This window comes from Kocuria sp. HSID16901 (assembly GCF_003989425.1).
In the GTDB taxonomy this organism is placed as follows: domain Bacteria; phylum Actinomycetota; class Actinomycetes; order Actinomycetales; family Micrococcaceae; genus Rothia; species Rothia massiliensis.
Genome location: NZ_RBLM01000001.1, coordinates 116014 through 136309, shown reverse-complemented (window position 1 = coordinate 136309; position 20296 = coordinate 116014). Strand labels below are relative to the sequence as shown.

The 20296-nt window shown below is 63.1% G+C and carries 20 protein-coding genes; 7 read left to right on the top strand and 13 right to left on the bottom strand.

Annotated elements, in window-relative coordinates; genetic code table 11:
* The first annotated feature begins 29 nt into the window (after window positions 1-29).
* The gene (purM, locus tag D8M21_RS00650; protein ID WP_048683744.1) at window positions 30-1181 is read left to right on the top strand and encodes a phosphoribosylformylglycinamidine cyclo-ligase; all 1152 of its coding nucleotides are present in this window, start codon (window positions 30-32) and stop codon (window positions 1179-1181) included.
* 108 nt (window positions 1182-1289) lie between these two features.
* Here purM and D8M21_RS00645 read toward each other — a convergent pair whose 3' ends face one another.
* From D8M21_RS00645 to D8M21_RS00630, 4 genes are all read right to left on the bottom strand, one after another.
* Entirely contained in the window at window positions 1290-1496 is a 207-nt protein-coding gene (locus tag D8M21_RS00645; protein WP_048683747.1) for a DUF3073 domain-containing protein, read from the bottom strand.
* 170 nt (window positions 1497-1666) lie between these two features.
* Window positions 1667-2608 (bottom strand): Sir2 family NAD-dependent protein deacetylase, encoded by a 942-nt coding sequence (locus D8M21_RS00640; RefSeq protein WP_048683749.1) that lies wholly within the window; start codon window positions 2606-2608, stop codon window positions 1667-1669.
* 120 nt (window positions 2609-2728) lie between these two features.
* Window positions 2729-5356 carry an ATP-dependent chaperone ClpB gene (gene clpB, locus D8M21_RS00635; protein ID WP_048683751.1) on the bottom strand — a complete coding sequence of 876 codons (2628 nt, stop codon included), beginning with the start codon at window positions 5354-5356 and terminating at the stop codon, window positions 2729-2731.
* A 163-nt stretch (window positions 5357-5519) separates the two neighbouring features.
* Window positions 5520-6107 carry a hypothetical protein gene (locus tag D8M21_RS00630; RefSeq protein WP_048683754.1) on the bottom strand — a complete coding sequence of 196 codons (588 nt, stop codon included), beginning with the start codon at window positions 6105-6107 and terminating at the stop codon, window positions 5520-5522.
* A gap of 74 nt (window positions 6108-6181) precedes the next feature.
* On the opposite strand from D8M21_RS00630, the gene D8M21_RS00625 reads away from it, so the two are divergent.
* From D8M21_RS00625 to trmB, 3 genes are all read left to right on the top strand, one after another.
* Window positions 6182-6847 carry an HAD family hydrolase gene (locus D8M21_RS00625; protein WP_321174132.1) on the top strand — a complete coding sequence of 222 codons (666 nt, stop codon included), beginning with the start codon at window positions 6182-6184 and terminating at the stop codon, window positions 6845-6847.
* Between the two features lie 131 nt (window positions 6848-6978).
* The gene (locus D8M21_RS00620) at window positions 6979-7407 is read left to right on the top strand and encodes a hypothetical protein (RefSeq protein WP_048683758.1); all 429 of its coding nucleotides are present in this window, start codon (window positions 6979-6981) and stop codon (window positions 7405-7407) included.
* 106 nt (window positions 7408-7513) lie between these two features.
* Window positions 7514-8311 carry a tRNA (guanosine(46)-N7)-methyltransferase TrmB gene (trmB, locus tag D8M21_RS00615; protein WP_048683761.1) on the top strand — a complete coding sequence of 266 codons (798 nt, stop codon included), beginning with the start codon at window positions 7514-7516 and terminating at the stop codon, window positions 8309-8311.
* 11 nt (window positions 8312-8322) lie between these two features.
* Here trmB and D8M21_RS00610 read toward each other — a convergent pair whose 3' ends face one another.
* The 4 genes from D8M21_RS00610 to dnaK all read right to left on the bottom strand — a co-directional run bounded on the left by D8M21_RS00610 (window position 8323) and on the right by dnaK (window position 12449).
* Window positions 8323-8763, bottom strand: coding sequence for a heat shock protein transcriptional repressor HspR (locus tag D8M21_RS00610; protein ID WP_048683765.1), 441 nt, complete (start codon window positions 8761-8763; stop codon window positions 8323-8325).
* 3 nt (window positions 8764-8766) lie between these two features.
* Window positions 8767-9804 carry a DnaJ C-terminal domain-containing protein gene (locus D8M21_RS00605; RefSeq protein WP_048683766.1) on the bottom strand — a complete coding sequence of 346 codons (1038 nt, stop codon included), beginning with the start codon at window positions 9802-9804 and terminating at the stop codon, window positions 8767-8769.
* Between the two features lie 165 nt (window positions 9805-9969).
* The gene (locus tag D8M21_RS00600) at window positions 9970-10593 is read right to left on the bottom strand and encodes a nucleotide exchange factor GrpE (protein WP_048683768.1); all 624 of its coding nucleotides are present in this window, start codon (window positions 10591-10593) and stop codon (window positions 9970-9972) included.
* Window positions 10593-12449 (bottom strand): molecular chaperone DnaK, encoded by a 1857-nt coding sequence (gene dnaK / locus D8M21_RS00595; RefSeq protein WP_126855564.1) that lies wholly within the window; start codon window positions 12447-12449, stop codon window positions 10593-10595. The genes D8M21_RS00600 and dnaK overlap by 1 nt, the downstream gene beginning before the upstream one ends.
* Window positions 12450-12639: 190 nt before the next feature.
* Between dnaK and D8M21_RS00590 the strand changes: the two genes are divergently transcribed.
* The 3 genes from D8M21_RS00590 (at window position 12640) to D8M21_RS00580 (ending at window position 14762) form a co-directional block, all read left to right on the top strand.
* Complete coding sequence (locus D8M21_RS00590; RefSeq protein ID WP_342342965.1) at window positions 12640-13230, top strand: low molecular weight protein-tyrosine-phosphatase; 591 nt, start codon at window positions 12640-12642, stop codon at window positions 13228-13230.
* Window positions 13227-13811: a hypothetical protein gene (locus tag D8M21_RS00585; RefSeq protein ID WP_126855563.1), complete on the top strand. Its 585-nt coding sequence runs from the start codon at window positions 13227-13229 to the stop codon at window positions 13809-13811. The genes D8M21_RS00590 and D8M21_RS00585 overlap by 4 nt, the downstream gene beginning before the upstream one ends.
* Window positions 13812-13880: 69 nt before the next feature.
* Complete coding sequence (locus D8M21_RS00580) at window positions 13881-14762, top strand: aminotransferase class IV (protein ID WP_048683778.1); 882 nt, start codon at window positions 13881-13883, stop codon at window positions 14760-14762.
* A gap of 103 nt (window positions 14763-14865) precedes the next feature.
* Here the strand turns inward: D8M21_RS00580 and D8M21_RS00575 are convergent, their stop codons facing one another.
* The 5 genes from D8M21_RS00575 to D8M21_RS00555 all read right to left on the bottom strand — a co-directional run bounded on the left by D8M21_RS00575 (window position 14866) and on the right by D8M21_RS00555 (window position 20278).
* Window positions 14866-16284, bottom strand: coding sequence for an FtsX-like permease family protein (locus tag D8M21_RS00575; protein ID WP_048683779.1), 1419 nt, complete (start codon window positions 16282-16284; stop codon window positions 14866-14868).
* Window position 16285: 1 nt separating this feature from the next.
* On the bottom strand, window positions 16286-17023 hold the full coding sequence (locus tag D8M21_RS00570; protein ID WP_048684071.1) for an ABC transporter ATP-binding protein: 738 nt from the start codon (window positions 17021-17023) through the stop codon (window positions 16286-16288).
* A 218-nt stretch (window positions 17024-17241) separates the two neighbouring features.
* Window positions 17242-18033, bottom strand: a complete 792-nt coding sequence (locus tag D8M21_RS00565; RefSeq protein ID WP_126855561.1) for an energy-coupling factor transporter transmembrane component T family protein — start codon at window positions 18031-18033, stop codon at window positions 17242-17244.
* Entirely contained in the window at window positions 18021-19652 is a 1632-nt protein-coding gene (locus D8M21_RS00560; protein WP_048683780.1) for an ABC transporter ATP-binding protein, read from the bottom strand. The genes D8M21_RS00565 and D8M21_RS00560 overlap by 13 nt, the downstream gene beginning before the upstream one ends.
* Window positions 19649-20278: an ECF transporter S component gene (locus D8M21_RS00555; RefSeq protein ID WP_048683783.1), complete on the bottom strand. Its 630-nt coding sequence runs from the start codon at window positions 20276-20278 to the stop codon at window positions 19649-19651. The genes D8M21_RS00560 and D8M21_RS00555 overlap by 4 nt, the downstream gene beginning before the upstream one ends.
* Between the last annotated feature and the right edge of the window lie 18 nt (window positions 20279-20296).

Sequence of the window (20296 nt, the reverse complement as noted above, 5' to 3'; positions counted from 1 at the left end):
ACACGATCACCGACCCTGAAGGACCAGCGATGGCTCAAACCCACCCGACCACTTCCGGACTAACCTACGCGAGCGCAGGTGTCGACGTCGACGCCGGCGACCGGGCCGTCGAACTCATGAAAGACGCCGTGAAAGCCACACATGGGCAAGGCGTCGTGGGCGGTGTCGGCGGGTTTGCGGGTCTCTTTGACGTGTCCGCTTTGGCCCAATACACGAAGCCGTACTTGGCCACGTCGACCGACGGCGTCGGAACCAAGGTCGCCATTGCTCAGGCCCTGGATATCCACGACACGATTGGGTATGACCTGGTGGGGATGGTCGTCGACGACATCGTGGTCGTCGGAGCCAAGCCTCTATTCATGACCGACTACATCGCGTGCGGGAAGGTCGTTCCCGAGCGCATCGCGGATATTGTGCGCGGCATCGCTTCGGCTTGTTCCGTCGCGGACACGGCGCTGGTCGGTGGCGAAACCGCCGAGCATCCGGGGCTCCTCGGTGACAGCGAATACGACGTCGCGGGCGCGGCGACCGGAATTGTCGAGGCCGACGAACTCTTGGGCCCGGACCGCGTCAGGGCGGGCGACGTCGTGATCGGCATGGCTTCCTCCGGGATCCACTCCAACGGATACTCCCTGGTGCGAAAGGTCATCAACGTGGCCGGTTGGTCGCTGGACCGCGAGGTCTCAGAGTTCGGCAGGACGCTCGGCGAGGAGCTCTTGGAACCCACCCGAGTCTACGCAGCGGACGTGCTGGATTTGGCTCGGACCTTCCCCGTCAACGGCGACGACGGGCAGCTGGGTCACGGGGTTCGTGGGTTCTCTCACGTCACGGGCGGCGGTCTGGCCGCGAATCTGGCCCGGGTCTTGCCGCGAGGTCTCGAGGCCCGCATCGACCGTTCGACGTGGGAGATTCCTGCGATCTTCCGCGTGGTTGCGGAGTTGGGCAAGGTCCCCCAGCCCGATATGGAGCGGACGTTGAACCTTGGCGTCGGGATGGTGGCCATCGTCGATCCTTCGGTTGCCGACGCCGCCGTCCGACACCTGAACGACCGGGGTGTCAGCTCATGGACCCTGGGTGAGATTTCCGAGGCCAATCCCCCGGAGGCCCCGAGCGTGGACTACGTTCAGGGCGCCAAGGGCGTTGACGGTGGCGCGGTGCGCCTCATCGGATCCTACGCGTAGATCCCGGGAACCCCAGACACAACATTAACGCCGCCGCGCGCGTCAACCAGCCCAATGGGCGGTTGACGCGCGCGGCGGCGTTTTCGGTAAGGACGAGCGCCCTAGACGCTATCGGTCCTCGCCAAGTTCCATATCGTATTCCTCGAAGCGCTCGGAACCTCGATCTTCGCTCGGCTGAGTCTCACCGCGCTGGGCGCGGCGCTCCTTGGCCGAACTGAGTTCGCGTTCGAGTGCCGAGTAATCGGTTTGCGGGCTGAAGTACTTGATCTCCCGCGCCTGCCTCGTTGCCTTAGCCTTTTGACGGCCGCGCCCCATGGCGTGACCCCCTCTTATCGCTCGCACCGGCGGCGCCGCAACGTGCACACGACGCACCACCGGAATGTCCGTTAATCTTCCGTGTGTTAAGGGTACATGGTTTATCGGTAGTATGCCCACCGAGGAACGTACGTGACACGGGCGTTCTCTTCCGCCCGCGGAGTGCCCGATCAAAGGTCCAATTCGTCCAACAAGCCGTCAAAGGCGCGGGCCACAGGCGTTCGCCACACGACGTCGGCACGGGTATCGGCCCTCCCCGGACCGCCGTTAATGATCGCCACGGGCTGATCACGGCGCATCGCGTCAAGGGCCAACCGCAGGCCGCTCATGACGGCCAAAGACGAGCCGACGACCAGCAACGATGTGCTCTCCGCCAACAGCGAGCGCGCGTGCCTCTTGCGCTCTGCGGGCACGGGCTCTCCGAAATACACCACGTCTGGTTTCACGAGCCTAGAGTCGCACACCAAACACCCGACCATCTGGAATCGGTTAACCCATTCGCCGGTCAATTCGACGTCGCCGTCGGGGTTCACCAAGCTTGGGTCCAATTCGATGGATTCCAGATATCCCGGATTCGCGGCGCGCAACCGAGCGTCCAGGCTGTGGCGCTCCTCCACCGCGCCGCACCTGAGGCAGACCACTCGGTCGAGATCTCCGTGGAGGGCGACGAGTCGCCGCGTTCCCGCCTGGGCATGAAGCCCATCCACGTTTTGTGTCACGACGCCGCTCACGTACCCCGCGTGTTCGAGTTCGGCGATCGCATAGTGCACACGGTTGGGCATCGCTCGGTTCATGAGCCTCCAGCCCACAAATGAACGCGCCCAGTACCGGTGAGAAGCCTCCGGGTCGTGGCGGAATTCCTGATACGTCATGGGACGATGGCGCCGCAACGATCCGCCGGGCCCTCGATAGTCGGGAATTCCCGAATCCGTTGAAACCCCAGCCCCGGTCATCACCAGAGCTGGGCCTCGTCGAAGCATGTCGGCAACGCGCGGTAGGGCTTCTTCGGGCGGGGTCGCGGTGGTCGTCTCTTCGACGACGCGCGCGATAGAACGCAATGCGGCTCGGTGGGCATTGCTCCACGGCGGGTCATCACCCAGGGAACCTGTCATCACGGGATCACCATACCGCCCTTCGCATCAGCCGGGGCCCGTCCCTGACAGCGAAACGGAGGGACACTCTTTTCGGTGCCCCTCCGTCGTTCCACGACCGGGTCTAACCCCTCACCTGATTCATCGCTCCCCGGCGTTACTACCCGGCCGTTCCGCCGTCACGACGAGGCCGTCGTCAGCGATGTCGGGGCTGACGTCCACGTGGACGACGTCCCCGTCGTGGATCTCTCCGGACAGGATGCCCTTGGCCAAACGGTCACCGATCTGACGTTGCACCAGACGACGCAGGGGGCGGGCCCCGTAGGCCGGGTCGTAGCCCGTCATGCCGAGCCACTCGGTGGCGGCCTGGCTGACGTCCAGGAACAGGCGCCGGTCTCCCAGGCGGTGCGCCAAGGCATCCACCTGCAGACGCACGATCTGCGCCAAGTCCGCGCCGGTCAGGGGGTCAAACATGATGATCTCGTCCAACCGGTTGAGGAATTCCGGCTTGAACGAGGCATTGACCACGTTCATGACCGCCTCATTCTTGGCGTCCTCATCCAGGTTCTGGTCCACGAGGAACTGGCTGCCCAGGTTCGAGGTCAGGATCAGGATAACGTTGCGGAAATCAACGGTGCGCCCCTGCCCATCGGTGAGACGGCCGTCGTCCAGAACCTGCAGGAGAATGTCGAAGACCTCCGGGTGCGCTTTCTCAACCTCGTCCAGCAACACCACGGAATACGGACGACGCCGCACCGCCTCGGTCAGCTGGCCGCCCTCCTCGTAACCGACATACCCGGGAGGGGCTCCCACCAGGCGAGACACCGAGTGCTTTTCGGCGTATTCGCTCATGTCGATACGCACCAGAGCGTGCTCGTCGTCGAATTGGAACTCGGCGAGGGATTTGGCCAACTCCGTTTTTCCGACGCCGGTTGGCCCGAGGAACAAGAAGGAGCCGATGGGTCGATCCGGATCGGCGACACCCGCACGAGAACGACGGACCGCGTCGGCCACGGCGCCCACGGCGGAGGACTGACCGATGAGCCGTTTCCCCAGCTCCGCCTCCATGTTCAGCAGTTTTTCCGACTCGCCTTGCAGCATCCGGCCCGCCGGAATTCCGGTCCAGTTGGAGATGACCTCGGCGATGTCGTCCGCGGTGACCTCTTCCGAGACCATGGTTTCCTTGTCCCGGTTCGCCTGCTGGTCTTCCTCGGCCTGTGCGGCGTCGAGCTCCTTTTGCTTGGCCGGGATCTCTCCGTACAACAGGCGCGAAGCCTCGGCGAGATTTCCTTCTCGCTGCGCCACCTCCGCCTTGGAGCGCATCTCGTCGATCTGCGACTTGATGTCGCCCACCTTGTTCAGGCCGGCTTTCTCCGCCTCCCAACGGGCGTTCAACGCGGTGAGCTCTTCCTGTTTGTCCGCGAGGTCGGCCCGAAGAGCTTCCAAACGCTCGATCGACGCCGGGTCAGATTCGCTGGCCAGCGCCAGCTCTTCCATGGTCATCCGATCAACCTGGCGACGGAGCTGGTCGATTTCCTCGGGCGCGGAGTCGATCTCCATGCGCAAACGCGACGCGGCTTCGTCCACGAGGTCGATCGCTTTATCCGGAAGCTGACGTCCCGTGATGTACCGATTCGACAACGTCGCGGCGGCAACAAGCGCGGAGTCGGCGATTTGTACCTTGTGGTGGGCCTCGTAGCGTTCCTTCAACCCACGGAGAATTCCGACGGTGTCTTCGACGCTGGGCTCCCCCACATAGACCTGCTGGAAACGGCGCTCCAACGCGGCGTCTTTTTCGATGTTCTCGCGATATTCGTCCAACGTGGTAGCGCCAATGAGCCGCAGCTCCCCACGGGCCAGCATCGGCTTGAGCATGTTTCCGGCGTCCATCGAGCCTTCCGACGCTCCGGCACCGACCAGGGTGTGCAGCTCATCGATGAAGGTCACGATCTGCCCCTCGGACTTCTTGATCTCGTCCAGGACCGCCTTGAGACGCTCCTCGAACTCGCCACGATACTTAGCACCGGCAATCATCGAACCGAGGTCCAGGGAGATGAGGGTCTTACCCTTCAATGACTCGGGCACGTCGCCGGACACCATGCGCTGGGCGAGGCCCTCTACCACGGAGGTCTTGCCGACGCCGGGTTCGCCAATGAGAACCGGGTTGTTCTTGGTTCGCCGGGAGAGCACTTGCACCACCCGGCGAATCTCGGAATCCCGACCGATCACGGGGTCGAGTTTGCCCGAGCGCGCGACGGCAGTCAGGTCCGTACCGTATTTCTCCAGGGACTTGAAGGTTCCCTCCGGATCGGCGGAGGTGACCTTTTGGTCTCCGCGAACCGACGGAATGGTCTTTTCGATGGCCTCGGGGGTGGCGCCAACGTCGCTCAACGCTGCGGCCGCGGGGTCGCCGTCGACCTGCGCGAGACCCCACAGCAGGACTTCGGTGGAGATGAAACTATCGCCGAGTGACGACGCCGCCTGCTGGGCGTTCTGAACGACCCGGAGCGATTGCCTCGAGAATTGCGCCTGCGCCACGGAGTTTCCGGAGGACGACGGGAGGTTATGAATGATCTCGCTGACCTGAGTGGACAGCGGATCCAGGGAAATGCCGAGGGCTTTGAGCACGGCGACGGCCACGCCTTCTCGTTGATCCAGAAGGGCCTTAAGAATGTGGGCCGGCTCAATCTGCGGGTTTCCCGCCGTTTGAGCATTCATGGTCGCGGCGTTCAGAGCCTCTTGGCTCTTGGTGGTGAATTGAGTATCCAAGGTGGGCTCCTCATCGTTAGTAGTGGTTCAGTTGCTACGTCTTTGTTCAGCTAACTTGAGTCTACTACGCTCAAGTTCTCACGTATAGAGGTTTCCGAAAAGTTTTCCACAGGTTTTGAGCTGCCATGCCGGCCTTCGATGGCCACAGCCGCTGGCGGTCGCGTCAGTACTCGCCGTCGTTGTAGTTGAGGGAATCGAGGAGTTCATCCTCCGTTGCGGGTCGTCCGTTGGACTTGTTGGCGCTGAAACGGTCCTGCGCGAAGGCGACGATCAGCGTCGCGAAGGCCGCCACGAAGGTCAGAATGCCGAAGGTGTTCCCGAAGCCGGCGGAAAGGCCCACGAGGTCGGCACCAAAGGTTTGCGAGAGTGCGGAAACGGTTCGGCCATCGAGCCGGTCGGGAATGAGGAACCCAAAGATCGCGGCGAGAACCCAGGTGATCACTTGGAGGCTTGCCACGGTCCCCGACGTCGCCCGCGCCTCATACCGCGACGCATCCCGGCGAATGCGCCACGTCGCAACGAGCATGACGACCAGAAACAGCGGACCGACGCTCACCAAAAAGGTCACCATGAGCGAGCCGCCGGCCCCAAAGAGCGCACGCCCCGCCGTGATCCAGGCGGCACCGAGCACGCTCATCGGAATGCCCAACCACGTCGATATACGCAACCAGGCCGAGGAACGACGACCGTCCACGAGGGGTCGAGGGGAATCCGAGGAATCGATGGTGTGCACGTCGCTGTCTGCTTTCACCCTTCCAGTTTAGGCAACGACGGAACGGCCCTCACCCGCCCAGTGGTCTTCCCAGAGACCAGTAGGCTATATCCATGACTTCACATCTTCCCGCGGCAATTTTCTTCGACCACGACGGCACTCTGGTGGACACCGAACCCTTATGGGCTCAAGCCAAGACCGAATTGGCCGAAGAATTTGGCAAGACGTGGACCGAAGAAGACACCCTCCTCTGCCTGGGTCGCCCCATGTCGGAAACCATTGACCGACTCCACGCGCTCGGCATTGATCTCTCCTACGACGAGCTCATGGAACGTTTGACGAGCGACGCCCGGGACGTCATCTCTCGCACGGAAATCCCCTTCCTCCCGGGCATCTCCGCACTCCTCCATGAAGTGGCCGAGGCGGGGATCCCCGCAGCCATTGTGACCAATGCGACCGCCGAAATCGCGACCATGACCGCTTCTCGAGGTCCGGAGGGCTTGTTCAGAGCCGTTATAGGAAACGAAAACGTCACCTCCCCGAAGCCGGACCCCCAGCCTTACCTCCTGGCGGCTCAGAAACTCGAGGTGGATCCGGTGCAGTGCGTCGCCGTCGAGGACTCCCCCTCCGGCGTCGCCAGTGCGATGGCCGCGGGCATGAAAACGGTCGTGGTCCCCGGGATGCAACCCGTCGGTCCCCGAGAAGGAACCGTCCACTGGGATCACGAGGAATTGACGCTCGCCAAGCTCCGTGGGCTTTTCGCCAACCCGGACGCCTGACGCGCCTCCCCACTCCGGGGCGTCCTCGACCTAACGACAAGGCCACGGCACGGTATAGGGTTGTCACCGGGTGGGTGACCGGCACACGTGCTCGGTGGCCCGAACCAGAAACCTCACGAAAGGAAACGACCATGGCCTTTTCACTCTCCAATGCAGCTCTTCGCGCCATCCCCGGCGCCTTCATCATTAACTCGGGGCTCGGCAAGCTGAACCTTGACGAGCAGACCGCGGGTTACCTCCAGTCCATGGCGGGCAAGGCATTCCCGGCCGTCAAGGACCTCGACGCCGCAACTTTCGGCAAGGCTTTGGCCTACTCGGAGCTGGCCGTCGGTGGCGCTCTTGTCGCTCCCTTTATTCCGACCCGTCTGGCTGGCCTCGCGCTCGGCGCCTTCTCCGGTGGCATGCTGACCATGTACTTCAAGACGGAGGAGTTCACCCAGGAAGATGGCATCCGCCCCACGCAGGACGGCACCGCGATTGCCAAGGATTCCTGGCTCGCAGCGATCGCCCTGGCTCTTCTGGTGCAGACCAAGGGCAAGAAGAAGTCCAAGAAGAAGTAGTTCTCTTCTCCCCACGACGCCGCCCGCGCACCCCGCGTGATTCATCACGCATGGCGCTCGGGCGGCGTTCTGGCGGTGAGTCCGCCTTTCCCTTCGTAACCGCAATATGCCCCGGAGTGCCTGTCCCGTGAGCGACGTTCCCGCTAAATTTCATCGCCAGCCCTATTCCTTTGTTCGACGCGGCGACCGGCTGACCGCCCGACGACAAAAGGCGTGGGACACGTACGCCCCGACCCACGTGCTCGAAGTCCCCCGGGAGGTCACCGATACGTCGGTGGCCGAGGGCGCGGACTTCGATCACCGCAAGATCTACGGACGCGAAGCCCCGCTCGTGGTGGAAATCGGCTCCGGTTTGGGCGAGGCGATCGTCCACGCTGCCTCGGAACACCCTGAATTCGATTACCTTGCGGTTGAGGTCTACAAGCCCGGCCTCGCCGACCTGTTGCTCAAGATGAGCCAGGCCGAGGTCACCAACATCCGATGCATCCAGGCCAACGCCCCGGAAGTTCTGGACCATTTGCTCCAACCCGGGTCCGTCGACGAGATCTGGGTCTTCTTCCCCGACCCCTGGCACAAATCACGGCATCACAAGCGCCGCCTCGTCTCCCCCGCCTTCGCGGAAAAGGTCGCCCGGGTTCTGAAGCCCGGCGGCGTGTGGCGCCTCGCGACCGACTGGGAAGAATACGCCCTCGTGATGCGTGATGTCATGGAAGCCGCGCCAGACTTCGAAAACCTCTATCCCGGTGAAGGCGCCACCGAGGAAGACCCGCAGGGAGGATGGGCGCCCCGGTGGGAAGGACGCACCCTCACGAGCTTCGAACGCAAAGCAGGCGAGGCCGGGCGCCGCGCGCACGACCTCGCCTACCGTCGCATTGAGTCCAACAACTCAGACTCGGAGCAGTAGCCTCCGAGTATCTAAGGCATAGGCCAGGGCGGCTTCCGCATGACCAGGGCCTTCGTCTTCGGCTGCGATACGGGGCGTTGTCCGCGCCCCAACCGAACGACGTCGCCCCCTATAGTCGCCGCGAATACCCGGCTGGATTCCGCCAGCTTATCTTGGGTGTCCTGAAGCTCTTGAGTGAGCTCACGGACCCGCGATTGCAAGGCGTCAACCTGGTTTTCGAGTTGCAGAATTCTCTTGATGCCTTCCAGGGATACGCCCTGTTGGGAAAGATCCTGAATCTGACGTAGCCGCTCGACATCCCGCTGGGAGTACCGGCGTGCGCGACCAGGCAGTCGTGACGGTGTGACCAAGCCGAGACGGTCGTACTGCCGCAGGGTTTGCGGGTGCATTTCCGCAAGCTCCGCGGCCACGGAAATCACGAAGAGTGGCTGATTCACGTCACTGAACTGCATGGACTATCCCACCTTTGCTTGCTCCGCGAGGTCGGCCCGCGGGTCGCTCTGGCCAGAAAGCTCTGTGAATTTCTTCAGGGCTTCCTCGGCCTCCGGGGACAGATTCTCCGGCACCTGGATCTCCGGGATGACGTACAGATCCCCCGAATGTTTTGTGGTTTTCACGCCGCGACCGCGCACCCGCATTCGAGTGCCTGCCTCTTGGCCCGGCTTGAGCCGCAATCGCACGTTCGAACCGTCGGTCGTCGGGACCGAGAGGATTGTTCCCAAAGCCGCCTCCTCGAATGTCACGGGGACGCGCACGGTCAAGTTGTCGCCATCGCGCTCAAAGAACGGGTGCGGGCGCACATGGACCGTCACGATGAGGTCCGATTTTCCGCCCGGCCCAACGTTGCCTTTGCCGCGAAGGCGAACTTTTTGGCCATCCCGAACGCCTTCCGGCAATCGAATGGTCGTGCTTCGCCCGTCCGGCCGATTGACCTTGACCTTAGCTCCCTCGAGGGACTGATGGAAGTCCACCGTAATGGAGGCTTCGACGTCGGGGTTTCGAGGTGGCTGCTGGGCACCAAAGGGATTCTGCCCTCCGGAACTGAAGCCGCCGCCCCCGAAGAGGTCGGCAAAGGGGTCTCCGCCGCCTCCGTACTGAACGCGGGGCCCACCGGCACCGCCGAAGGGATTTCCGCCATACGAGCCACGGGACCGCCCGCCGCCGAACATGTCGCCGAACAAATCCTCGAAGCCGCCCGCTCCGGGCTGACCACCGGCACCGCCCGGACCGCCGGCTCCCGCGCTGAATCGCGCGCCGGAACCCATCGCGCGAATGGCGTCGTATTGTTTCCGTTCCTCAGGATCCGATAGCACGGTATGCGCCTCGGATATTTCTTTGAACTTCTTTTCGGCAGCGGCATCACCGGGATTTTGATCGGGGTGATATTTGCGCGCCAGTTTGCGATAAGCCTTCTTGATATCGGCGTCGCTAGCGTCTTTGGAGACGCCCAGAACCTTGTAGAAGTCTTTTTCTAGCCAATTCTCGCTGGCCATTGACGCCTCCTTTCAAAGCGTTTCGTCGTGATGTCCTGTTCTTGTGAAGGTAATAGATGCGAACGACGCCGAGGCCGAACCTCCGCCGTTGCGGCGAAAGTTCATGGCCTCGGCGTCGACGATTCGCGAGAGCTCACTCGCGAGGACGCTTCCGTCTCTGGGGGATTAGCCCTCTGCGACGGCCACCGCGACCTGCGCGGCCCGCAAGACGCGGTCCTTAACCTTGTAGCCGCTCCGCAGCACCATCGCGATGTGGTCCGGCTGGACCTCGCTCGTCGGTTGCTGGAGGACGGCCTCGTGAACCTTGGGATCGAATTCTTCGCCCACCTGACCGTATCGCTCGAGCCCCTGCTTATTCAGGGCTTCCTCGAACTTGGTCGCGATGGAAGCAAACGGTCCCTCGTTGAGGTCGCCAGCGTTCCGCGCGGCGTCGATGTCGTCGATCACGGGCAACAGGGCACCCACGACGTCGGCGACGACGAATTCGCGAAGCTGCTCGCGTTCCTTCTGCGACCGGTTCTTAAAGTTCATGAACTCGGCCTGCAGACGGCGTAGGTCCTCGAGACGTTCGTTGGCGAGCTGCTCGGCCTCAGTGGTGGGGTCCGCGATGGGCTCCGCCTCGGCGGGATCCGCGGCGTCGTCCGCCGCGGATCCTTCTGGTTCGCCGGCCTCGGCACCTACACCCTCGGCGTCTTCCGCCGCGGGAGCTCCCTCCGCGTCAGGAGCGTTGAAGGCATCCTCGAGCGGGTCGTTTCCCTCAGGGTTAGTGGTGTCATTCGGCTCAGTCATTACTTCTTCTTCTCATCCTCATCGTCGATGACCTCGGCGTCGACGACGTCCTCATCGGCCGACGCGGAATCGCTCTCGGAGGAGCCCTCCGAAGCGGCACCTTCCTGGGCCTGTGAGTAGATCGCCTCACCGAGCTTGGTCTGGGAAGCCTGCAACTTCTCGAACGCAGACTTGACGGCGTCGTCGTCTTCGCCTTCCAGCGCCTTCTTGACCTCGTCGATGTCGCCCTGGACCTCGGACTTGATGTCCTCGGGGAGCTTGTCCTCGTTGTCCTTGAGCAACTTCTCGATCTGGTAAGCCTGGGTCTCCGCGTTGTTGCGGGTGTCCTGGGCCTCACGGCGCTTCTTGTCGGCCTCGGCGTTCGCCTCAGCGTCCTTGACCATGCGATCGATGTCTTCCTTCGACAGCGAGGTGCCGCCGGTAATCGTCATCGACTGCTCGGTACCGGTGCCCTTGTCCTTAGCGGACACGTGCACGATGCCGTTGGCGTCGATGTCGAAGGTCACCTCGACCTGCGGCATGCCGCGGGGAGCCGGGGCGATACCGGTGAGCTCGAAGGTTCCGAGCGACTTGTTGTCCCGGGTGAACTCACGTTCGCCCTGGAAGACCTGGATCGACACGGAGGGCTGGTTGTCCTCTGCGGTCGTGAAGGTCTCCGAACGACGGGTCGGGATCGCGGTGTTGCGCTCAATGAGCTTGGTCATCACGCCGCCCTTGGTCTCGATGCCGAGGGAAAGCGGGGTGACGTCGATGAGCAGAACGTCCTTGCGGTCGCCCTTCAACACGCCGGCCTGGAGGGCGGCGCCGTCGGCAACAACCTCATCCGGGTTGACGCCCTTGTTGGGCTCCTTGCCCGAGAGGTCCTTCACGAGGTCCACAACGGCGGGCATACGGGTCGAACCGCCGACCAGCACCACGTGAGCGATGTCGGAAACCTTGACGTTGGCTTCGTCGATCACGTCGTGGAACGGCTTCTTCGTGCGGTCCAGCAGGTCCTGGGTCATGTCCTGGAACTTCGCGCGGGAGAGCTTCTCGTCCAGGTGGATCGGGCCATCGGCGGTGACCGACAGGTACTGCAACGAGATGTTGGTCGAGCTGGCCGAGGAGAGCTCCTTCTTGGCCTGCTCGGCGGCTTCCTTCAAGCGCTGCAGAGCGATCTTGTCGTTGGAGAGGTCTGCGCCGGTCTTCGACTTGACCTGCTCGAGCAGCCAATCCACGATGCGCTGATCCCAGTCGTCGCCACCGAGGCGGTTGTCACCGGCAGTCGCGCGAACCTGAATGGTCGAGAAGCCGTCGTCATCCTTGCCCACTTCCAGCAGGGAGACGTCGAAGGTGCCGCCACCCAAGTCGTAGACCAGGATGAGCTCGTCTTCATTGCCCTTGTCCAGGCCGTAAGCGAGGGCCGCGGCGGTGGGCTCGTTGACGATGCGCAGAACGTTCAAACCAGCGATCTCGCCGGCTTCCTTGGTCGCCTGACGCTCGGCGTCATTGAAGTACGCCGGAACCGTGATCACGGCATCCGAAACGGTGTCGTTCAGGAAGGCCTCGGCATCTGCCTTGAGCTTCTGGAGAATACGAGCCGAAATCTCCTGAGCGGAGTACTTCTTCTCGTCAATGTTTTCGGTCCAGGTGGTGCCCATGTGGCGCTTCACGGAAGCAATGGTGCGATCCACGTTGGTGACGGCCTGGCGCTTGGCGATGTCGCCGACCAGAGTTTCGCCGTCCTTGCCGAAGGCAACAACAGACGGGGTGGTGCGAGCGCCCTCGGCGTTCGCGATGACCACGGGCTCGCCGCCTTCGAGGGCTGCTACACAGGAGTTGGTCGTTCCGAGGTCAATGCCTAGTGCACGTGACATATGGTTTTCTCCTTTTCTTAATCCGAAACCGGGTCCGGGGAGGATCCGCACGAAATGATCATGTGCGAGTCGCCCCACTTTGAGCACCCGGAGGTCTCACTTCTTGAGTTGTCCTGACTCAAGTCTGCCACACATCCGACTCCTGTCAAGAGAGTTGAGCTAACTAGACTCAACTTTATTATGCGTACCGGTGGCCACCTCTGAACATTGGCTTCGCTCCGCCCTCGTTCAGCCACCAGCCGCGGGTAGGGTGGTGTTCATGTATCGCATCGTGACTGTTTGCACCGGCAATATTTGCCGTTCCCCCATGGCGGAGTACCTCCTCCGTCGGGCCGCCGAAGAATCGGGTCTGGACGGCGTGGTGGTCGATTCGGCCGGGGTGAGCGACGAAGAACAGGGCAATCCCATCGATCCGCGAGCGCGGAAAGTTCTCGCGCGCTTGGGCATCGATACGCAGGATCATTCGGCTCGCCAGGTCACGCGCCGAGACCTGGCGGATTGCGACCTCGTGTTGGCCCTCGACCTTCCGCACGAAAAGGCCCTGCGCCGCATGGCGTCGGACGAGGAACAGGCCAGCAAGATTCATTTGCTTCGGGAATTCGATCCGGCCGTCAGCGACCAAGCACACGAAGACTTGGGAATTTACGACCCCTGGTACGGCGACGCATCGGATTTCGAGGCCACCTTCGCCATGATCCGCGACGCCGTGGATGGCGTGATCGAAGAGGCCTCAGGTGATCCGCGGGCGCGCTCCGCGAGCGATCATTCCGACGGCGCATGAGCCTCCGCCGGCGGCATCGGCCCCTATGGGTGGTGCCGTCCTACACCATCACGTCCGAGGATGAGTCCGCCATTTGGAAAGCCATCCGGCGCGAGTACGAGGCATTTACGGGCCCGGGTCCGTTCATCGTGACCATCGACGGCCGCTCCGGCTCCGGAAAATCACGGCTTGCCGAGCGGCTTTTAGACCGCGCCCGCGCCGACGTCTCGCCGAAATCGGAGCTATTCCACTTGGAAGATCTGTACCCGGGCTGGGAAGGCCTGGCCGCAGGCGTGGACCACTATGCCGCCATGCTGAATCAACTCCTCACCGGCCACGACGCCGCCTGGAACGCCTGGGACTGGACCCGCGGCCAGGCTGAAGAAGCCCAACGCACGGTCTCAGCGAGCGTGCCTTTCCTCATCGCCGAAGGAGTGGGAGCCTCAGCCCCGGGGCACCCCGAGGTGAGCGGCCATTTCGGTCTGTGGTTACACGTGGAGACTCCCGTGCGCCGGTTTCGCGCGCTTCGTCGCGACGGCGACCTCTACCGGCCATATTGGGCGCTCTGGGCGGACCAAGAGGCCAAGCTCTTCGACTCCTGACCGTTGTTTGAGCCGCCCTCAGGAGAAAAATTTGCCATGGCGGACCGAATGAGGAGTTTAATGAGAGCCATGACACCCACCGTTGTTCGCATTGATGCACACTCACCTCAGGGTCGGCTCCTCGACGCGTCGCAACCGATCATCGACGTCGAAGACGAGGGCTACACCCGAGGCGACGGCGTCTTCGAGACCATGCTGTGCGTGGATGGAGCCGTTCGTAAGTTGCCGCGGCACCTCGCTCGCCTCGACCACTCGGCACAGCTCCTCCAGGTCTGGAATCCGGGAGAAGATTCGTGGCGTGCGGCCCTCGACCTGGCCTTGCAGTCGGCAGCCGAAGGAACCACGACGTCGCTCGGCCGTGAGCACACGGTCAAATTGCTCGTGAGCCGAGGCGTTCCCTCCGAGCAACCGTATGGTTTGGTCATCGTGAGCCCTGTCCCCGCGTCCACCATCACGCAACGCACCGACGGGGTGACCGCGCTTCTTCTTCCTCGAGGTCATGACCCGGCTGAAGACACCTCCTTGCCGTGGTTGCTCTCGGGGGCTAAGACCCTGTCATACGCCATCAACATGGCAGTCCTGCGCTACGTCAGAACACTGGGTGCCCAAGAGGCCGTTTTCATCGGTACCGATCGCCGGATTCTTGAAGGAGCGACGAGCTCTGTGATCGTGGCGCACCGCACCGAATCGGGAGTGCGAATCTCTACGCCCGAACCCAACCACGGAATCCTTCCCGGCACCACGCAGGGAGCGATCTTTGCTGGTGCCCGCGATGAAGGTTGGGAGGTCGGCTTCGGCCCGCTGTATCCCGCAGATCTCATGGAGGCCGACGCCGTCTGGCTCGCTTCTTCGGTCCGGTTGCTCGCCCCGGTGACTCAACTCAACGGACAGGCCTTGGCCACGGATGACCAGTTGACGCTGACGCTCACCGAATTCTTGAGAACCCGATGAGCAACGTCGCGCCGTCGGGCCGATAGCTTCCCTTAAGCGAGACCATCCGGATGCCCGCCGCAAGGGGTCGGGGCATCCGGATGCCCGTGCCGGGAGGCCAGATTTAGACCGCGGCCAGGGCCCGCACCGGAGATTCCTGTGCCCTCTTCCGGGCCGGAATGGCGGTCGCAACGCCGGTGATGAGGGCGCACCCTGCTACCACCGCAATCAATACTCCCCACGGCGGAGTCGGGCCAAAGAATTGCACGCCGTCAACCGAACCGAACATGCAGTAGGTTCCGACCCAGCCGTAAAACACGCCCAGCGGTATGCCGAGGCAGGCCGCCGAGATTGTCAGTTGGCTGGTCTCGCCGAGAATCATGCGCCACATTTGCCCGATCGACAGTCCGACCGTGCGAAGCATGCCCAACTCAACACGACGCTGCATAATGGCCGCCCGCATGTTATTCGCGACGCCGATCACCGCGATGATCACCGCGAACGCGACCATGCCATAGACGAACAGGAGGACGTTATCGATCATCTGCGACATCAACATGACCTCACCTTCGTCGTAGACGCCGCTGTCAGCCATGGAACCCATCACCGATTTCACGGTCGAGCCCACGGTCCCGAACATCACTACCAGGGTGATGCCGATGACCAGACTCATCGAGATTCGGGCCGAGCGCAGCGGGTAACGTCGAGCGTTGCCGACCGCCATCCGACCTGACGTTCCGTGACCGACCAGGAGACCGGACAGGCCAAAGAACGGGGGCATGACCCAGGCGGACCCCAGCGCTATTCCTGCAAAGGAAAGCAACCCTCCGAAAACGGCGGAGAGAATGGAAATGGGCGATTCGGACGCGGACACGATGCCGGCTCCGAGGAAAAACGCTCCCAAGACCACCAGCGCGATCGACATCCCGAGCATGGGCTTACGACGGCGAAGTTCGCGCCCCGAAGGTTCGACGCTACGACGTGTGCCTTCCAGCGGCGAGACCGACAGCACCGGACGGGCGCCGTTCCATGCGGCAACCCAGCTGGTCAGCACCACAAGCAGTGCGGGAGCCAAGCACCACGGGTTGAACGCTGTGGATTCCAAGTCCGTACCTGCATTTTTGGCCTCCGCCCATAGAGCAAGAAGCCACGTCACGATGCCGCCGAGCACGAGTCCCACGGCCGAACCCAGGGCACCGATGAGCAATCCTTCGGCCGCAATGCCCCGTCGTAATGCCGACGCTTTGGCACCGATCAGCCGCATCAAAGCCAGCTGATGGGTGCGACCCGCGACAACGATGGAGAAAGTATTGGCCACCACGATTGACGAGACAAACAGGGCGATGGCGAAAAAGGTCATGGTGGTCATCAACAGCATGACCAAGAGGGTTCCGCCTGCTTCTCCGGTAGGATCGAGGATCTTCCGGAGTAACCCCACAGAACCGATGAGTCCGGAACCGAACATCGCTCCCACGATGACGACCAGGAATGTTGAGATGTGCTGTTGGGGATGACGAGTGAGTTCTCTCAAGGCATCCTTCACGTCAGTTCACCTCCAAGGAGAGCATCCGCTGCGCGATCTCCTCGGCACGGGACGGGCCATTGCTCTGATAGACGATCTGCCCGTCCGCGAGGTAAACCACGCGGTTGGCGTGCGAGGCTGCTTTGGGGTCGTGGGTGACCATCACGATGGACTGTCCGAGCTCTTGGGAGGCCATGCGCAACAGCTGAAGAACCTCCAGGGCCGAGCGGGAATCGAGATTGCCCGTCGGCTCATCGGCGAGGATCAAAGCGGGACGGGTGGCCAGCGCGCGGGCGATCGCCACTCGTTGCTGCTGACCTCCAGACAATTCGCTGGGACGGTGCCTCAACCTCTCCGAGAGTCCGAGCCGCTGGAGCAATTCGTCGATCCACCGTTTTTCCATGGCATCGGGGGTGCGACCGTCCAACTCAAACGGCAAGAGGATGTTTTCACGGACATCCATGGTGGGCATGAGGTTGAAGGCCTGGAACACGAACCCCACGCGGCGTCGGCGCACCTCGGTGAGGGCGGCGTCATCGAGATGGGTAATTTCCTGGTCCCCCACCCACACGCGGCCCTTCGTCGGAGATTCCAACCCAGCCATGAGATGCATCAGTGTTGATTTCCCAGACCCGGAGGGGCCCATAACCGCGACGAATTCGCCGGCATGTACTTCAAGGTCGACGTCCTTGACCGCGGCCACGGCCTGGTCGCTCGTCCCGTAGATCTTGCTCACGGTTTCGGCCCGGGCAATGGGCATGGCGCTCGCGGCCCCCTGCCCGTGCGTCGTTGGCTCGTGAGTTTGCTGACTCATCTGGTCTCCCTCGAATCTCGCTGGTGATGTCACCCTCTACTGTTCCGCGTACGGAGCGAGCGCACAGTGGAGCGGAGAGGATAGCGAGGTAGAGGCAGTTCTACTCTTGCCGGTCGGGTTTCCTACAGCATGTCGAGGGGAGGACGGCGCATCCTGGGGTCATATCAGTGGAAAAACCGGTACACGCCCAAGGCCCATGAGGTGCCGATGGCGACTGTGGGGATGGCAATGCCCACGCACAGGGCGACGACGTCGCGCCAGGAATACGTCGGTCGATTGACCCAAGTCCGCGGTCCGGCACCGAACCCGCGGGCCTCCATCGTGACGGCCAAGCGGCTCGCCCGTCGCAGAGATTGGACGATCAAGGCGAAGGCTTGGGATCCGAACCCGGTGATCCGCCCGACCAGGCCGCGGTCCGATCCCAGTCCTCGCGCTCGCCGGGCTGCCGCTAGGGTTTCCCATTCCGCGATCACGATCCCCACCAGGCGGAACGCCGCCACGGCGGAGAGGACAAAACGCGCCGGCAATTTGAAGGTCTGAGCCAGAGCATCACCGATCTCGCGGGCATCGGTAGTCAAGAGCAATAACACCGAGATCATCGCGAGGACTCCCCCGCGCAAGGCGATCGCAACGCCAGCGTTGAGGGAATCGGAGGTGAGCAGCAAGGGGCCCAGTTCGAGGAGGTGCTGGCCCGTTTTCGGTGCCAAAATCGCCGTCGCCCAACCGCTGAAGAGTGCCGCGAGAAATACGGGCCACAAACGAACAACGATGTTCCAGGGGTTGATTCTGCTCGAGGCCATGACGGCCACGAGGGAGGCCCCTCCAATGGTCGCGGTCAGCCAGTCGGCGCTGACGAGGAAGGAGGCCGTCAGCAGGAGACCGAGAGCGAGTTTGATCGCGGGGTTGACCTTGCCCAGGCCGGAATGCGCCGCGACCGCTGGATTCATGACGTCCATGCCGAACTCCTCTCTCCCCTGACGACCTGGGGCTCGGGGGCGGATGCGGCTCCCACCCGAAATTCGCGGCCTCCGAGGGCTGCCACGAAATCGGCGTCGTGGGTCACCGAAACCACGGCGACTCCGGCCTTCAAGGTCTGACGGAGAAGGTCGACGAGGCTGGCCCACGTGGTTGCGTCCTGCCCAAAGGTCGGCTCGTCGAGAATCAGGATTCTCGGCTGGGTCGATAACGCGGTGCCCACGGAAAGACGACGTTTTTCCCCGCCAGAAAGGGTAAAGGGGTTGGCGTCGGCCACGTGGGCCAGGCCCAACCGCTCCAGGAGTTCGGTTGCCCTCTCTTCAGGGTCGACCGTTCCGCGTGCGGATTCGCCCGGATCATGGCTCGTGAGCTCGGCACCCAGGCGAAGTTCGTCGCGGACGGTGGATCGCACGAATTGGTGCTCGGGTTCTTGGAAGACCATGCCAATTCGGGCGATGAGCTGCGTCGATGACCAACGACCGGGATCCCACGAGGGCCGTCGCCGTGAATTGATGGGTATCCCCTGGTCGAGGTCCCGTAACGGGTCGCACGCGCCGACCCAGCCCTCGGCCGGTTCCAACAGCCCCGCGAGCGTCAGAGCCAACGTGGATTTTCCGGCACCGTTCGGCCCGGTGATGGCCAGGTGTTCCCCCGCACGGACCTCGAGGTCTATTCCTCGGGCGGCTATGGGAACATCGCGGAGCGCAGGAACCGGATCATTCGGAGAGCCCAGCACGGCACGACGTCGGGCGCGAATCCACCGACGGTCCGCCGGATGCCTCGAGACCCCCAGGCCTTCCGCGCGAAGCAGGGGCACGGCGGGGTCGGGGACGACGTCGTGCGCTGGGGTGCGCGGCGTGTACCCGGGAACCCACACCCCCGCGTGAATCAGCTCGTCGCGCGCTTCGCCCACGACTTTTCGCGGCGGCCCGTCATGTCGAATTCCGCCACCTGCGTCCAGAACCACGATGCGGTCCACGTGGTCGGCCCAGACCTCGACCCGATGTTCGACGACGATCAGGGTCGAACCGTAGGACTCGACCGCCTTCAGGACCGAATCGCGCACCTCGAGGACGCCGTCTGGATCGAGATTGGCCGTGGGCTCATCGAGAAGCAGAAGCGCGGGCTCCATCGCCAAGATTCCGGCGAGGCCGAGTCGTTGCTTTTGACCGCCCGATAACGCGGAGGTCGGGTGGTCCCACGGGAGGTCCAACCCGACGGCGTCGAGGGCCTTCCGGCAGCGAGGCACGATCAGTTCCGGATCCACGCCAAGATTTTCGGGTCCGAACGCGAGATCGTCTCCAACCCGGGAGAGGACGATCGATGATTCCGGGTCTTGTTGCATGAGGCCGATACGGCCCCGCGCGTCTCGGGGCTCCACGCCATCGATCAGGAGCGTTCCACTGGAGGCGTCGTCGTCCTCCAGCACCCCCGCCATCGCGTGCAGCAAGGTGGATTTTCCCGCACCAGAGGGTCCGAGGAGAAGGACCTTTTGCCCTTCGGAAATCTGGAGGTCCACCCCCGAGAAGGCGGGAGATTCGCGGTCCGCATGCCACCAAGAAAAGTCGCTGGCCTGAACCGTCGCCCCCACCGCCGTCACGCCCGAGCTCTCCGGCTCCGGGCGTCCCGACCGGCCGCGACCGACGAAAGCACCCCCGTCGATACGAGCGCCCGGGTCAGGGCCCACGCCAGGAACCCGGCGATGACCAGACCCGAGATGACGCCGAAGATCGCGTAGGTGATCTTGAACTGTGTTTGCCAGAAGGCGTAATACATCGCGATCTCGCTGACGGTCATGAACAGGCCCGAAACGGCTCCGGCCAGCAGCGCGATGGGAAGCTCAAAGCGGCGGTATCGGAAGGCCGCGAAAACGACTTCCGCGCCCAAGCCCTGCACGAGCCCGGAGATGAGGACGGCGAAGCTGTAATGAGTTCCCAACAGCGCCTCAACGAGGGCCCCGAGAATTTCGCAGTAAAGAGCTGCGCCCGGTTTGCGGATGACGAGTCCTCCGAGGACCCCAGCGATGAGCCATCCCCCTCCGATGAGTCCGGACAAGGGCGGGAATCCGACCGTCACGGTGCCGATCAACGGGGCGACGCCGTTCGACCAGATCCAAAAGATGACGCCGCACACCACGGCGAGAACCGAGGCAATGACGATGTCGATAACGCGCCACGAGCCTCGTGGGAAGGTTTTGGATGGCGCCTTGGGCGATGATGCGTTCACGGTATATCCTCCTGGAAT